Source organism: Xanthocytophaga agilis, from assembly GCF_030068605.1.
Classification (GTDB): Bacteria; Bacteroidota; Bacteroidia; order Cytophagales; family 172606-1; genus Xanthocytophaga; species Xanthocytophaga agilis.
This window is the reverse complement of the sequence record NZ_JASJOU010000015.1, coordinates 169,803-185,093: the sequence shown is the minus strand read 5'-3', so window position 1 is coordinate 185,093 and position 15,291 is coordinate 169,803. Positions and strand designations below refer to the sequence as shown.

The 15,291-nt window shown below is 39.1% G+C and carries 17 protein-coding genes; 4 read left to right on the top strand and 13 right to left on the bottom strand.

The window, feature by feature from the left end:
• Nucleotides 1-67: 67 nt before the first annotated feature.
• From QNI22_RS31750 to QNI22_RS31700, 12 genes are all read right to left on the bottom strand, one after another.
• Nucleotides 68-685 carry a hypothetical protein gene (locus QNI22_RS31750; protein WP_314517218.1) on the bottom strand — a complete coding sequence of 206 codons (618 nt, stop codon included), beginning with the start codon at nucleotides 683-685 and terminating at the stop codon, nucleotides 68-70.
• A gap of 41 nt (nucleotides 686-726) precedes the next feature.
• Nucleotides 727-1,185, bottom strand: coding sequence for a hypothetical protein (locus QNI22_RS31745; RefSeq protein ID WP_314517216.1), 459 nt, complete (start codon nucleotides 1,183-1,185; stop codon nucleotides 727-729).
• A gap of 46 nt (nucleotides 1,186-1,231) precedes the next feature.
• The gene (locus QNI22_RS31740) at nucleotides 1,232-2,230 is read right to left on the bottom strand and encodes a hypothetical protein (protein ID WP_314517215.1); all 999 of its coding nucleotides are present in this window, start codon (nucleotides 2,228-2,230) and stop codon (nucleotides 1,232-1,234) included.
• A gap of 74 nt (nucleotides 2,231-2,304) precedes the next feature.
• Nucleotides 2,305-2,652 (bottom strand): hypothetical protein, encoded by a 348-nt coding sequence (locus tag QNI22_RS31735; protein WP_314517214.1) that lies wholly within the window; start codon nucleotides 2,650-2,652, stop codon nucleotides 2,305-2,307.
• 48 nt (nucleotides 2,653-2,700) lie between these two features.
• Nucleotides 2,701-3,090: a LamG-like jellyroll fold domain-containing protein gene (locus tag QNI22_RS40390; RefSeq protein WP_419836257.1), complete on the bottom strand. Its 390-nt coding sequence runs from the start codon at nucleotides 3,088-3,090 to the stop codon at nucleotides 2,701-2,703.
• A gap of 18 nt (nucleotides 3,091-3,108) precedes the next feature.
• Complete coding sequence (locus QNI22_RS31730; RefSeq protein WP_314517212.1) at nucleotides 3,109-3,438, bottom strand: hypothetical protein; 330 nt, start codon at nucleotides 3,436-3,438, stop codon at nucleotides 3,109-3,111.
• Nucleotides 3,439-3,472: 34 nt separating this feature from the next.
• The gene (locus tag QNI22_RS31725) at nucleotides 3,473-3,688 is read right to left on the bottom strand and encodes a hypothetical protein (RefSeq protein ID WP_314517211.1); all 216 of its coding nucleotides are present in this window, start codon (nucleotides 3,686-3,688) and stop codon (nucleotides 3,473-3,475) included.
• Nucleotides 3,689-3,695: 7 nt separating this feature from the next.
• Complete coding sequence (locus QNI22_RS31720; protein ID WP_314517209.1) at nucleotides 3,696-4,577, bottom strand: tetratricopeptide repeat protein; 882 nt, start codon at nucleotides 4,575-4,577, stop codon at nucleotides 3,696-3,698.
• A gap of 42 nt (nucleotides 4,578-4,619) precedes the next feature.
• Nucleotides 4,620-5,471: a hypothetical protein gene (locus tag QNI22_RS31715; protein WP_314517208.1), complete on the bottom strand. Its 852-nt coding sequence runs from the start codon at nucleotides 5,469-5,471 to the stop codon at nucleotides 4,620-4,622.
• A 44-nt stretch (nucleotides 5,472-5,515) separates the two neighbouring features.
• Nucleotides 5,516-5,995 carry a hypothetical protein gene (locus tag QNI22_RS31710; RefSeq protein WP_314517207.1) on the bottom strand — a complete coding sequence of 160 codons (480 nt, stop codon included), beginning with the start codon at nucleotides 5,993-5,995 and terminating at the stop codon, nucleotides 5,516-5,518.
• 165 nt (nucleotides 5,996-6,160) lie between these two features.
• A complete protein-coding gene (locus QNI22_RS31705) occupies nucleotides 6,161-6,685 on the bottom strand; it encodes a hypothetical protein (protein WP_314517206.1) in 525 nt (174 codons plus the stop codon).
• Nucleotides 6,686-7,062: 377 nt separating this feature from the next.
• Entirely contained in the window at nucleotides 7,063-8,880 is a 1,818-nt protein-coding gene (locus QNI22_RS31700; RefSeq protein ID WP_314517204.1) for a tetratricopeptide repeat protein, read from the bottom strand.
• A gap of 508 nt (nucleotides 8,881-9,388) precedes the next feature.
• Between QNI22_RS31700 and QNI22_RS31695 the strand changes: the two genes are divergently transcribed.
• The 4 genes from QNI22_RS31695 (at nucleotide 9,389) to adhP (ending at nucleotide 12,059) form a co-directional block, all read left to right on the top strand.
• Nucleotides 9,389-9,661: a hypothetical protein gene (locus tag QNI22_RS31695; protein ID WP_314517201.1), complete on the top strand. Its 273-nt coding sequence runs from the start codon at nucleotides 9,389-9,391 to the stop codon at nucleotides 9,659-9,661.
• Nucleotides 9,662-9,829: 168 nt separating this feature from the next.
• A complete protein-coding gene (locus QNI22_RS31690; protein WP_314517199.1) occupies nucleotides 9,830-10,264 on the top strand; it encodes a DDE-type integrase/transposase/recombinase in 435 nt (144 codons plus the stop codon).
• Between the two features lie 115 nt (nucleotides 10,265-10,379).
• Entirely contained in the window at nucleotides 10,380-10,586 is a 207-nt protein-coding gene (locus QNI22_RS40385; RefSeq protein ID WP_419836256.1) for an integrase core domain-containing protein, read from the top strand.
• Between the two features lie 450 nt (nucleotides 10,587-11,036).
• Nucleotides 11,037-12,059: an alcohol dehydrogenase AdhP gene (adhP, locus tag QNI22_RS31685; protein ID WP_314517197.1), complete on the top strand. Its 1,023-nt coding sequence runs from the start codon at nucleotides 11,037-11,039 to the stop codon at nucleotides 12,057-12,059.
• Nucleotides 12,060-12,165: 106 nt separating this feature from the next.
• Here the strand turns inward: adhP and QNI22_RS31680 are convergent, their stop codons facing one another.
• Nucleotides 12,166-15,225, bottom strand: a complete 3,060-nt coding sequence (locus QNI22_RS31680) for a Tn3 family transposase (protein ID WP_314517195.1) — start codon at nucleotides 15,223-15,225, stop codon at nucleotides 12,166-12,168.
• Nucleotides 15,226-15,291: the final 66 nt, after the last annotated feature.

Below are 15,291 nucleotides of genomic sequence, written 5' to 3'. Positions count from 1 at the left end.
ATTCGTGTTCCCTCCTTATTCGAAATCTACAGAAAAGAGAGGCTGCAGGAATCAAAACAGTCTGCTTTTATATCTCTCTGGCAATGATAATAGTCCCATCCTCCAGCTTCACTTCTGTAACATGATCAAATAGGGAGATATAGGAAGTAAATGCCAGTTGTATACAATCCTCTATCGGTTCTGCATCCAGTTCTGCATCCATCATATCCATGTAATAATAATCATACACGGCCTGATCTTCTTCCCTGAGTGAGACGATAAGCCGGGATGTATGGCGGTCTGTTTCATGGGCGATCGGGTAAAAGGAAAGCAGTTCCAGCCAGTTTCTTTCCTGTTCCTCTCCATACACAAACCAGGGAAGAAACCAAAACCCAGTCAAACGATCCTTTCCAAACCGATAGTCCTCATCAAAACCAGAAACCCGGAACTCAAGCTGATCCTGAGCAATAAAACCAACCGTAGTAAGCAGGTTACGCAACCATTGGGGAAACTTTATTTTTTGAGATGCTTCCAGATTATTTAAGCTCTCTTCGGTTTCTTTATAAAAAGACAGGTCGGGAAAGCGCTTCACAAAGCGGCTCAGCACAGCTTTGTCTTTTGATTCCAGAACAGAAGCCTTTATCCATTCCTGCGCTTCCATAGCACCCCCGCTTATACACAGATGTTTTCTGAATTTATAACTCATTCTTTGCTTCAAATAAAGTTTTACTGTTGCGCATTTTCAAATCAACTCTGTTGGTCTTTTCTGATGCGTGAAAGATCCCTGAGCATCTGACTGAGACTTTTACTGATATTTAAAGCTTCTACATCAACAGGCTCTGTTAGCTGGAAATTTGAAACACCCACATACACATGCATGACATCCAGCACAAAATCTTTCTGCAACTGTTCCCCCACTTTAAACGCAAATGCTTCAGCATCGGCCAGACTACCAGGGTGCACAAGAGGACAATCAGGGAGTGGTTTAATAACAGGCGCATTCATGGATGTATAGATACTAATGCCATACGCCATTGTAAACTCTTCTTCGGGACCATGTGAAAGGATGATTTCGTAGTTCCCTTCTGCCACTTTTTTATTCTCTTTGGTAATGAATGAAATGATCCCTTTCTCAATGGGCATCAAACTCCAGCGGTAAATATTCAATACCTCTAACATGGCATTACGATCTTCTATTGTCATCATATTCATTCAAATTTTAATGTGATGTAGTTAAGTCCAAACAGGTACATTAATACCAGTCTTCAAAATGCTCGACAGCCTCATTGTCCATAATAAGCTCTATGTCGTTTCCTTCATCCAGCAAGTCTCTCAGCTTCAGCAAATTTTCATTCACGAGATCTTCCGAATCCCATTCATCACTGGCTTCTCCTAATAGTACAGCGTGTGTAACCTGTTCATTAATAGTGTCTTTCCAACTACCTCCATACACCTGTACGATATGCTTTGCTTTATCCAATTGGAAGCGGCCATTTTCACCCAGAAATACATAAAACATCCCTTTAAGCGGACCCTCTCCATTACGAATACGAATTAGATCACTGGCACTTCCATCACCTATCTGTGAAAAATCAAGTTCATGATTACCAAAACGTCCGCTTCCAAAACTATGCTTTACAAGCTTTGGAAGATTGCCTTTTAGTGTTACTCTCCAGGTTGCATCAATATCAATACGAATGTTTTCAAGTAAAGGACAACCATTTATTTCAATGTCATCCGGATAGTTCTCAACGGAGTCTTCATCCAGTGAGTAATTCAAAGTCTTGAGAGAAGATTTTGCTCCAATGGTTAATTTTGCTATGCTTATTTCATCCCTATTACACCAATTGGTATCATAAATAGTCATTTCTTCTAATACAGATATAGAACTCACCCCAATCCCAACCAGATCGTCAGTGCGCCACCAGCAATTATCCAGTTCCAGCTTTAGTTTTGGATGTTGTAATAATGACACGCCAACCTCACAGTATCTCAATGAGAGTTCTTCAAGATTTGGACAAGATGTGACAAAGTCAAAATTCACCATATCGTGATAAACAGGGTCCTGAGGAAAATACAGGGAAAGTTCCAGCTTCTGAACAGATGCACCAAAATCGGTCAAACAGGTTACAATGGCTGATAGTAAATCATGTGATGCATCTTCGCACTGAAGATAAAGACTTCCACGAGGTGCTGTTTGTACTTGTTCCCATATATTGGGAGAGGATGAACGAATGATTAATGTATCCATATTTCAATAATATTGACCTTGATTGATAGTAAATCAGCGATTGGTTACTCTTATTAAGCTCCTCTTTCAAAAGTCTATTGGAGTACTGTAAATTCTGTAACTCCCAGGTAATCATTGTCTACTTTTACCAATAAGTCTAATTGTAAACGATCTGCGATAACAGAAGCGAAATGAACTGCACGGGCTTCATCTCCATTTAACTTGTCAGGCATTCCGGAAATAGCGGCAGCAGTGGCAATGCCTGGAACCAGCGTAATATCATTAGGTGCAGAAAAGGCAAGAATCCTCCTGTATTTTCCTTTGGCAACAGGTGTATGCTGGGAATTAAAAAAGGAAATGGTGCCTTCCTGGTAAGGCTCAGTTTCCCATTTGACAATATCAAAAGCGGCAAATAAATTATCTTTATCTTCTAAAGTCATCATAGTTTGATCAATGTAAAGTATAGGTAAGAAAACAAAGGCTTGAGTAAATTACTTCAAAGCAAACATTGCAGTTAACTCTGTATTATTTAAAACCTTGTCATAAATTCTAACTTCATCCATAGTGCCCTGAAAATATCCGCCCCAACTTTGATCATAGGCACTTTTGAATGTTCCGATATAGCTATAATCCACTTTTTTATCTTCCCATACCACATTCGAAAACTCATGTTCACCAGCAAGGACACCATTTACATAGATCTTGCTTTTTGTGTCATCTTGTATCCAAATAATTTGTATGTACCCATTGTCTCTGGTAAAATCAATTTGTTTTTTCTCCCATACATTTGTAGATGTACCATTATGTAACCCGATATAAATTGCACTTCCTGTGATGTTCAGATTATAGGCAAAATAATTCCAGTTGTTATCATGAGAGATAATATTATAAGAATTCGATTACTCAGGCTTTACAATTGCCATGACTGTAAAAGCTTTGGCTGAAGTTAGCTTTTGGGTCAGATTAGTATTAGCAAGACGGATATAACTGGAACTTCCATTGAATGTAAAAGCCTGGTTTTGTACCCCAAAACGATCAATAATTTGTGTACCATTAAATGTAGTACCATTATTTTCATTCAGACTAGAATCTGCTGCATTCTGATAGAGTGGACTATAAAACACTAACCCATTAGATAAGTCAACAGGAGAAGGAGAATCATCTTTCTTACAATTTGTAAAAAGAAGTAAAGAGGCCATAATAAGGCCGGACAGGATTGTTTTTTTCATAGCAGGTAAAGAATCTTTTTATAAACTTTTCTTTTTAGGAATTTGAATGAGAGGTTATTGCCTTCCAAATCACTCTTTCAACCAGGTCATACTCAGTATCCCATGAACTGTAATTATCATAGAACTGCTGGTGTATCAGTGTACGAAGCTTTTCAAAAGCTTCTTCTGTATTTTGTGGATGATTTGTAACAAGCCATTCTTGTGCAAATGCATGAATAGCAGCCATACGTTCATCACGGGTTTGTGCCATAGAGTACTTATTGATTTTGTCGACAAGTGGCAATGCGTTCATCTACCCAGGCAATATCGCCATGTGATTCACCAAACAACCGCATCAATGCCTGACGGGCGGTTTGGTAGTGGGCAACAGCTTGCTCCCATTGCCGGGATTTTTCATAGATAATACCCATCCGATTATCACACATGGGTTGCAGAATAGTGTCTCCTTCCCGTTCCAGATACCCGGCTTTCAAGTGTCGGTAAAGTTCCAATGCAGGCTCGGTTTCCTGTGTATGTGACAGATAGTAATCCGCTAGTTTGAGTTGAGCTTCTGCCATACGTTCTTTTATAAGAGTGGCTGTACCTGGTTCTTTTTCCAGTAGCTGTTTAAACCATAGAATAATGGCTTTCAAGGTTGTCTCATAGTTCTTAAAATCCTCTGTTTGCAGATACAACTGAGCCAGTTGCAGGCTATGAGCAGGAATACTGTAATCACTGACTCCATTGGCATTGGTATCCTGCAGAATGAAAATACCCATCCGGTAGGCTTGTATCGCTTCTGGCAACATGTTCACTTTTGCATAAAACTCAGCCAGATCAATAATACGAATGCCAGTATCAAAACTTTTTTCTCCAAATGTCTGAATAGTTGCAGCAGCAGACTTCTTCAAAAGTGTTTCAGCATACGCATTATCTTTTTCAGTAAAGTATTTTCCAAGATATAACCAAATATACCTTTGTTCTGGGGGAGAAAATGCCAGTTGCTGTTGTAGCGCATTCAGGTTCACCACATCTTCTGGAGAAAGAACAGGTTGTTTCTGAAGTTCTGTAATGTAGGATGTCAGAGACAGATATTGCTGTGCAGCTTCAGCTTGTTGTATTTGAAGATGTAACTGTTCAGTGACAGGAGTAATTTCCATATAGATGTTTTAACTTAAGAAGTATTGGTATTGCTATTTGTACTATTCTTCATCCATTTTAGCCAGCTCCCGATTCATACATTCAAAAAGTGGAATAGGAGAAGTAATATCCCAGGTTTCATGATCCCAGTAAATCGTACCTATTTCATCAACTGTTTTATCACACCAGTAAAAACACCTGCTATTGCCATCCATATAAGGAAAAAACACCATTAGATTTTCAAACGAGTATTTTTCCGGCCAATCATTCTGATCTTTACAGATAGGGTCCATTAAGCTAGCCAGCACTTTCAGTTTATTACTGCTAAGTATACTAAAACGATCAGAAACAGCCCCAAATCCATCATGTATGGCATATAAGGTTCTCAGATCAGCCGGAATGTACCAGTCATATTTTTGCAACTCCTGGCTGGGAGTAGGAGCAGGGTTTGGTGGCCCACCAGTGTAGATGAAATAATACTCCCGACCATCGTATAACTGACGGGTAAAGAGGTAATGCAGATACCACTGATCCCTTAGTTTTTCAGCAACAATGTAGATACACCGCTGCTTCATGGCGGCTAGTAAATCAGGAATCCGAGTATGAATACTGCTAAAATTCCGGTCAATAAACGATAAAAGCTCTAAGTCATTAAACTGATACCAGGGACAATCCGCAGGCAATTCTCCCCACGAAAAATACTCGCCATTTCCTTCTCGCAAATAATCATCCGTATGTATCTTCTGCAGAAACATCTTTACACCGTTATATCCATGCTTGAGTATAATCTGGTATTCCAGATTGGTTGTACGTATATACTCTTCCCGAAAAACTTTCTCTGAATTGTACTGAAGTTCAGTTCTGTATTTCTGTTTCAGGTTTTTTGATAAAGGTGTTGGTGCAAGCACACTCATACTTTTCTTTATAATGACACATTGGGTTTACGGAAAAAAGAGAATCAGATCTGAGACGATTCTTTAGCAGACAATTCTTTTCCGGTTTCGGTGTCTTTGTAAATGATGTTGTTATCACGAACGGCTACAAACTCATAGCCTTTCGCTTTTTCCATTTCCTTTACCTTACTTTCCACGTCTGTTATTTCTTGTAACAACTTCTTCACTCTTGGATCAAACCGGTTTAATCCGGCATCATCCTGCACCCGATCAGAAACGGCATAGCCTTCTCTCCCTCCGGTAGCATAATAACGAGCCGATTCAATGTCTTTACGGGCAAACCATACTGCTCCGGTTTGAGTCAAAAAAGAAGAATCCTTTTGGAAACGGACATAGTACGTGCCCTCAATTGTTTTGAGTCTCTTTTCTGCATTTTCAAGGTTTACATTGAGTCGGTTCACCTTATCAGCTGAGGGCCCCAGCAGGGATTGAAAGAGATCAATAAAAAAGAAATCAGTGAGTTCATAATGGTTGAATAGAGTCACAAAATGACAAAAGTTTGAAACGTCTGGAATGACTCTGTTTTATTAAGGAAAGCCGATTGTTTCTGGGGAAAGATATCGATTGGGGAACTTAAACCAGAACAGAGAATTAAATAAAGAAGATCTCTTCTCAGACTACCCATCCGAAAAGAGATCCTATTGTTATCACTAAATATTTCCAGATTCGTCAGCAGACAATTCTTTTCCGGTTTTAATATCTTTGTAAAGGATATTATTGTCTTTCACTCCTACAAACTCATAGCCTTTCGCTTTTTCCATTTCCTTTACCTTGGCTTCTGCCGCATCCATTTTATCTTTCAAAGCTTTGTAACGAGGATCAATCGTAGCAGGGCCCTGATCGCATGTTACTGCACCGGGTCTGCCATATCCTTGTTTGCCACCTGTATAAAAATAGCGGGCAGCTTCAAAATCCTTTCGGGCAAACCATAATGCACTTGGACTACCCAGATATCCTTTGGCATCTTTCTGAAACTTGGGATAATAAGAATCATTAATGGACTTCAATCGTCCTTCCACATTGCTGATACAAGCATCAGGTTGAACGCCTTTTCCATCCATGGATGTTGCTTCACTGGCAGCTTTATCTTTGGCTTTTTTCAAGACACCTCCCAATTGACCAAATGATTGAACAGAGATAAACAAAGAAACGATTACAATAACGAGTGCTCTCATAATTGAATAAAATAAGTTGGTTGAAAAGTTTAGAAAATCGTGTAATGATTTCTTTGCGAATGTATTCCTGAAAAGGCTAAAGTTGTATCAAAAACAGCGTTACAAAACATATACAAGGTTTTTTTTCTTAGCTAAATACAAAAGTAAGGGACATAAATACAATTTTCATTATAACATAGAAGAGGTTCACAGGAGCATATGGATGTATAATCAGGAAAAGCACACAAAACACAACTTTATTTTTCAGGATAGTTTTTTATAAAACAGCCTTATACCAAGCTATATGAAACACTCACGACATGACCTCGCCCATAAAAAAAATAGTCCCGTAATAGATTGTACTATTACGGGACTAACAACTTAAAACTATCTTCTGATCAGATAGAACTTATATAGTCAGGAAGATCTTGTTCGGCATCAAGGCCCAGCTTCTTTTTAATGCGATACCGTGATACACGGACGCTGTTGACATCAATATTGAGCAGGCTGGCAATCTCTTTGGGATTAAATTTCATTTTGATATAGGCACAGTGGCGCAATTCGTGATCGGTGAGGCTGGTAGTTGCCAGCTTTTCAAAAAAATCGGGATGCACTCCTTCAAAGTGAATTTTAATCTTATCCCAGTCATCATCAAAATTCATATTTCGGCGAATAGTCTGGCTGATCTGATGGATTTGTTTATGGTTGGTTTCATTTACGGACACCTCCCGGATCTGCTGCTGCAGCGACTCCAGCAGTTCATTTTTCTGTTGAATAAACATCGTAGCTGTAGTAAGTTCTCGTTGTTTGGCTTCCATTTCGGTCTGTAAGGTCAGGTTTTTCTGTTCTGCGAGGTCTTTCTGAGCCTGAAGTGCCTGTTGTTCAAGCTTCATATTTTCTTGCTGCTGCTCAAATGATTGCTGTTGCTGAAGGCGCAATTGCTTCTGCAACCGGAAAGCCCGCCAATACCCCCAGAAAAGTCCGAATGCCAGCAACCCTGCCAGAGCAGAGATACCCATGAGCCAGTTTCGGGTACGTACACTATCTTCCAGAATATGAATTTGCGCTTCTTTCTTTTCTGTTTCATATTCAACCTTCATCTGTGAGATAGCCTCAGCTTTTTCTTCGTTAAATACTGAATCACGCAGAGCTATGTATTTATGAAGTATTTCTACATTACGTTCAGCATCTCCACTTTGGGTATATAATTCATTCAGAGCTTTGTATATCTGGATTTTCAAATAGGGTGTACCTTCTACCTGACTGGTTTTTAACGCATTCTGCAATACCTCTTCTGCCTCCTTGTACTGATGCATTTCTGTATAAACATAACTCAACCCGACTGAATACAATGTAAACGAGTTCATATTCTCAGCTTTTCGGGCTGTTTCGAGTGCGCTTTGCACCAGTTCCAGAGCTTGTTTGTATTTTTTTTGCTCAACATATATTCCTGCCAGATTAAACTGAGGAGTTGTGAGTAGATTATGATCTGTTCCTTTTCGCGCGTATTGAATTGACTTATTTAAATAATAAATAGCAGAGTCAGATCCCCCCTCCTGGCTCATAAACAACGTGCCCATATCATTATATACATCTGCCACCTTTTCATTATCCCCTTTGGAAAGATAATAGTCTAATGCTTTATGGTTATAATGTACACCTTCTTTGGGATCATTAGTATAATAAGAGGCTTTTCCTAAAGCCGAATATACTTTTGCAACATCGCTAGTCATTCTCAGTGATTCAAACAATCTCAATGCTTTAAACTGATATTCAAAATAGTTTTTCCAGTCATTTTGATAGAAATAACTAATAGCAACGGAATTGAACATCTGTGCCTTTAGTTCAGGATCTCTCACTTTTTTGGTCAAATCCAGTATTTTTAATCCATATTGTTGTGCCTTTTTATACTGCTGGTAGGTAATCAAACTTCGCTGCATAAGATTAAGTGCCAAAAAGGTATGTTTTACTGAGTGAATATGATTACTTAATTCCATGGCTTTAAAAGCCAAAAAGGAAATGATTTCCTTCTCCTTTTTAGAGCTGAGCTCCATGGGATATTGTTTTGCAATAGTATGAAGGTAGGATATTCTGGCCGTATCAGTTGAAAGTGTATTTAATTGCTCTTGTATCTTTGACTGAGTAGGATAAGAGTCTTTCTGATAGATTATCTGAGTAAAAATCAAGAAGAAAAGGGTAGATAATGATAACTGCATACTATATGCCAGGATGATTGAGTAAAAGGCAAAATTATAAAACCGGCAATATTAAAACGAATTCGTTTAATTGATAAAAGTCAACTTTGGGTTTTTCTTAAGCAAAAAAACAGTACCTCTACTTCATACTTACCTTTAGTATGATTGCCTTATCAAACGGTAGTACACCAAATCCGTTATTCTCGTTTTTTATACTTCACCTTTCTAACCTCCTTGATTCACTACGCCATTCATCTGGTTTTACTTACACTGATGCTGTATATTTTTGGCATTATTCTCCAGTATCACTTCTGGCTTTTCTGAGTAAAATGAACAAGGGGTTTAAAAATAGGTAATGATTTTCCAGCCTAAGCTTGCTTCTACTCAGCGTATTCTATGCAGAACACATCATCCGTTGTTTTGTTTAACAACTTCTCTTTTGGTTGCACAGGGAGAGGCTGTTATGTGCTACTCCCCAGATTTAGGGCCACTAGTTAAGATGAAAAATAAAGACTAAACTAGTGATCAAATGAAAGGAAAACGCAAAAAATACACCGCCAGTTTTAAGGCAAAAGTTGCCTTGGAAGCCATTAAAGACAAACACACTTTAGCAGAATTATCCAATGCCACGCTCGTAGCAGGTTGGAAGCAAGCGTTTTTGGAAAAAGCCACCTCTGTTTTTGAGAAAGAGTCAGAGCAGGACTCGGAAGAAAAGGTTGATCCCGATCCATTATATGCCCGAATTGGAAGATTGGAACTGGAGAATGAGTTTCTAAAAAAAAGCTTGAAAAAGCTTCACTAATCGAGCGTAAAGCTATGATAGAACCAGAAAATCAACTTAGCATACGGGCTCAATGTGCACTCTTGAAGCTTCTTGGCTGGATTTTCATCGAAGTGGACTATACTACCAGGCAGCGACAGAAACAAGCGAAAATTTAGCGAACCCAGATGCAGGCTCTGTCGCAGGTTAATGCGATTATTGGATGAGCGGTATTTAAACTTTCCAACCGAGGGCGTTTTGCAAATGCAGGATTATCTGCGATCCGAAGGATATGTAGTTAATCATAAACGAGTAAGAAGGCTTTTACGAGAAATGGGGATTTTGGCTATTTATCCTAAACCTAATCTAAGTAAAATAGGAAAAGCGGAATATATTTATCCGTATTTACTTAAGAACCTGTCCATAACAGAAAAGAATCAGGTTTGGCAAATAGACATAACGTATCTGCCGATGAGTAAGGGGTTTATGTATCTGGTAGCAATTCTGGATGTATATTCTCGTTTTGTGGTTGGTTGGGATATTTCCAATAGTATGCAGGCCGATTGGGTTATTGAAACCTTACAGATGGCTATTGTCTGTTATGGAAAATGTCAAATTATCAAATGGAGCATGACGCTCCGATGACCAGGGTAGTCAATTTACTTGCAAAAAATGGGTTGAGTATCTGAAAAATGAAAGCATTCAAATTTCTATGGATGGGAAAGGAAAACCTCAACCAAGCTTGATCTGGGATTGAGCCATTGATAATGTTTACATTGAACGGTTATGGAGAACGGTAAAATACGAGTATCTTTACCTGACTCCTCCAGAAGATGGCTGGCAATTGTATCAAGGACTAGAAGGATTCTTTGAAAGATACAATTATCACAAATACCATCAAGGCATTGATCGAAGCACACCCGCTTCGCGATTTTATCCAATGAAGATAGAATCCGTTTTCAACTAAGAATTACTACTTGTTGGTCCTAAGAATAGGGAGTACCTCACCCTACCTAACTGACTTTCTGCTTGAAAGTACGGAGCTGGTTCACCAAGGTGAATTGAAGTGAGAAGAGATTGATTGTGAGCTTTCACGGCAATTAATATTTAAATGTATAGGAGTAATTTACCTTTATAAAAATATCAATTCCTCTCTAGCCTACCCATGATATCTATCATGAAAAAAGTTGATTGATGCAATTCTTTATCGGACTCCTATCGCCCATTTTTGATTTCTGTTTGGAGACCTTGCTTAACTGTCGTTGTAAAAATGAATTTTAAATAGCCTTCCTTTAACTGTATTCCATGTAAACCCATGGCTATTGACTTTTTAATAAATACTTGACAAGAGCAAGATCTGGATATAAATAATTCTTACGATCATACCTTATTTCTTTTAGATAATATGACTAAACTAATGAAAGCCGCCGTAGCTCGTCAATACGGGAAACCATTACAAATTGAAGAAGTAGCTGTGCCGGAAGTAAAAGCCGGACAAATATTGGTACAAATAGCAGCTTCCGGTGTTTGTCATACTGATTTACATGCAGTAGATGGAGACTGGCCTGTAAAAGCACATTTACCCTTGATACCAGGTCATGAAGGTGTAGGTCGGGTAGTAGCTGTGGGTGCCGGGGTAAGCCAAGTAAGAGAAGGAGATAGGGTAGGGGTGCCTTGGTTATATACCACATGCGGCCATTGTCCGCACTGCATGACTGGTTGGGAAACTTTGTGTGAGTCTCAACAAAATACCGGCTATTCGGTGAACGGAGGCTATGCCGAATATGTGGTAGCTGATCCAAGATATGTAGGACATATTCCGGATAGGCTTTCTTTTCTAGAGGCTGCTCCTGTACTTTGTGCCGGTGTGACTGTATACAAAGGACTAAAGGAAACGGAAGTAAAACCAGGAGAATGGGTAGTAATTTCCGGTATCGGAGGATTGGGACATATGGCGGTGCAATATGCTAAGGCTATGGGAATGCATGTAGCGGCAGTAGATATTTCCGAAGATAAACTAACCTTAGCCAAAACGTTAGGAGCCGAACTAGTCGTGAATGCTGCGGTGGAAGATCCAACAGAGAAAATTATGAAAGAAATAAAAGGGGCACAAGGGGTATTGGTTACAGCGGTTTCACGCATGGCCTTTGCTCAAGGAGTAGCTATGTTGCGTCGTCGGGGGACTATGTCATTAGTGGGTTTACCTCCGGGAGACTTTAATTTAAATATTTTTGATATCGTATTGTCTCGGAAAACCATTCGTGGTTCCATTGTAGGTACCCGAATGGATTTGTTAGAAAGTCTTGACTTTGCGGCTGAAGGACTGATAAAACCTCATTATTCAGTAGATAAATTGGAAAACATTAATCAGATCTTTGAACGCATGAAAGCCGGACAAATCGACGGCCGTGTGGTGATGGAAATTAATTCCAAAATATAATAACCCCTAGTAGGGGTAACTCCCAGGAAATCAGAAAAAGCGCCACAAGTATCTTACAATATGCTATCACACAACTACTTACGAGGGGAATTTTGTATTTAAGCTCTTATTCTGGCTTGTAACTTAGTAAATTTCTGAGTTCTTCTTCGAAGGCTTCTCGTGGCATAGTCTCTATAAAATTAAATTCACCCTGAAAATTGAAGTGCTTCCAGGCAACGGTTGAACTATGACCGATAGCCTCTTCCAGTTGCTTGCGTTCTTGTGAAGATGCTTTGATTAACTGTTTGGTCAGATACAGGTAGTTCCAACAGATCACTACATTCATCACTAAGCGTTTACATTGGTCGGCTATTTGTAAGTCCTGTAAACTGGCATGTGGGAGAATACCATTAGTCCCATAACTAACCGCACTAGCCAGGGCATGTATGCTTTCAATTTTATTTAATTGCCCATCTACTCGCTGACGAAGGTTTTCATCATCCATATACTCAAGCAGGTATAGGCTACGAATTACCTTTCCTAACTCGTTTAAGGCACTGTACAAAGGATTTTGTAAGGCAGAGGAGGTCAGTCTTTTCAATACCTGTGAAGGTTTAGTGTATTTTAGTTTTATACTCACAGCCAGTCGTAAGATTTCATCCCATTGTTTCTCAATCAGTGACAGATTAATATCCATCCCTTCTTTAATCAGGTACTGTCTGTGATCCTCAACAGATAGAGATTCCAGCCCATAAAAATTGAGTTTGCTAAAACCTTTTATACGGGGTTGAAACAGGATTCCTAACAAATACGAAAGAGCAAAGATTGGAGTAGTTGCCCCATCGGTATCGGTAGAATGGAAATCGGATTGTACCACCTCATTGTGCATTAATCCATCAAAAATATACCATGCCTCTTTATTTTTTGCAGAAAATACAGTTGATGAAAATATGTTATGACTTTCATTAATAAAGCTATAGATCGTTACTCCTTTCTCTTTTCCAAAGTATTTATACGAATAATTGGCATGAATAGAATCCAGCGCCACACTGTATTTTTGTCCATCACTAGAAGTATGCACTTTATCGGACTGCTTTCTAAACAAGCGACTGATGCCAAGCTTTTCGATTAATGCACTGACATGATCATTGGCTTTGACCAGATTTTCCTTAAAAAAATAGGTATTCACCATGGTTTCCAGACTACTCTGGTTAATGTCTTTGGAAGATTTTGCAATTCTACTTAAAGAAAGATTGCAGCCATAGGCAATGATAGCAGCCATCACCAAACGTTCATTTAAAGTAGACTTCTCAGAATCAGGCTTGTAGGAGCGAAAATCTTTTAAGAAGTGACAGCTTCGATTAATGGTGACAAGCGCTTCGTAAATAGAGATTAACCGATCTTTGGGATATAGATCTACTTCCTCTTTTTCCTGCTTTTGAGTAGGAATACGGAAACGTAAGGTGTCATCCTTTCGTTTGACAACCCATAGATTCTCTCCATTGCTGATACGGGAAAAGGTATGTTCATACTGAGCCGCTAGTTGAGTTTGCAAATCCTGTTTTACAGTAGACCAACACTCCATTGTTCTTAGATTTGCCCGCTGCAGAAGGGTTTGCTTATTTGATTGCCACTCCTGAAAGGGAATCAAGTAATTGTTAATTGATTTATGAAGATGAGAGTGAGGAAGGGTTATGAATCCGGCCCTAAGTGCTCGATGCAGATGGCGAAATAAGAGTGATTTGTATAGGCTTACTTTTATTTTCCCTTCCTGATCAATCACTGCTTTCCGCTCGGATGATTTAAGAAACCCGGTTGGGGCTTTTGGCGTGATTTGTCCATTGCTTTTCTGAAAGAATTCAACCGCCTCCAGTAAATGGGTTTCTGACTGAGCTGCTTCCCACTGTAAGTGTCTGACAAGGTCAGAAACTTTTAGCTGCAGACGTTGTGATCCCTGAGTGATATGCTGATAATAATCTTCATTTTTGATTTGGCCTTTGGTCTGCTGATAAAGCTCTAGGACCTGAGGGAGCGATGCAAGAAAAGAGCTTGTTTCCGGGTTTTGTAAAATATGAGAAAAATGAGCTAGTTTCTCCGTTTCGGTCAGGGTAAAATTGAATAAAATATCCTGTAAGAGTTGAATACTTTTTCCTGTGCTCAGGTAACTGGCCAGGATAGTATCTAGTTGAGTCAGGCTTCTTTCATGGGTTAGAAGTCGTTCTTCTTTATAGGCTTTTTCACATTGATTGATATTCTGCTCTACCAAAGTCCGAAACGTCTCGGTGAGAAGATCGGTAAGATGAAAATACTCCGATTTGACAAAGCAGATTAAAAGCAGATATCTATCATTCCATTCTTTGACTTGATAGCTATGGCTTCTTTTAACATAGCGGGCATACTCTTCTACTAAATTATCTCCAATCGTAAGCAGATTAAGGATAGGTAAAATCTCCAGGTAAAGCTTTTTGAGATAGAGAAAATGGACTACGTTTTCCCGAACGGCTTTTTGTCTAATTAGTTCCGGATTATTTTTTAATCGGGTTAACCGGTAAGGACTCGTTTTCGTTGTTTCTTGTTGTAAATCAGCTTGTTTTTCTAGTAATTCATCCAGACTTTTCCTGAGTTGTGGCGTTAATTGTTGATCTACTACTGTTAAAAGATTATTGCGTAAGATGCTATATGCCTGATTAATGATAATAGCGAATGTGGTATAAGAAGGAAGTTGAATGCGGTGTTCCCGGATAAAGGAAGCCAAGGCAGCAAACACTAGTTGTCGCTTTTGTAAGTGGCTGACTAGTTGCAGAGCCTCCTGTTCACAAAGCAGGCGAGCCTCTCCTGTAAAAGGCAAAACATGACACTGACGTAAAATCTCTTCCTGATGACGCCTTCGGGTAGCATCCGCATAGTCTCTTATTTGGACTGATCCTACCTGTAAGATACGTTGAGTAATAAAACTAATATCTCCTTTGCGAAAAGTAATAGGTTTAAAAAAGCGGCCAGTTGCTTTAAAATAGCCTAACTGGAGGATAAATCCAACTTTATTGACTGATGAGCTTAACCCCGATACTATATTTTCTGCCCACGGAGGTAATGAAAAAAAATGTTTTCTGAGCTGGTAATCTAAAACAGGTGGTGTATCGAATTCTTTTTGAGAACTCTGATCAATCACATCTTTATAATAAGCCATTATGGATCTTTTAAAATAACCAAAATTAAATGAATTATAGTAAAAGAGGTACTATCCACCTAGCAG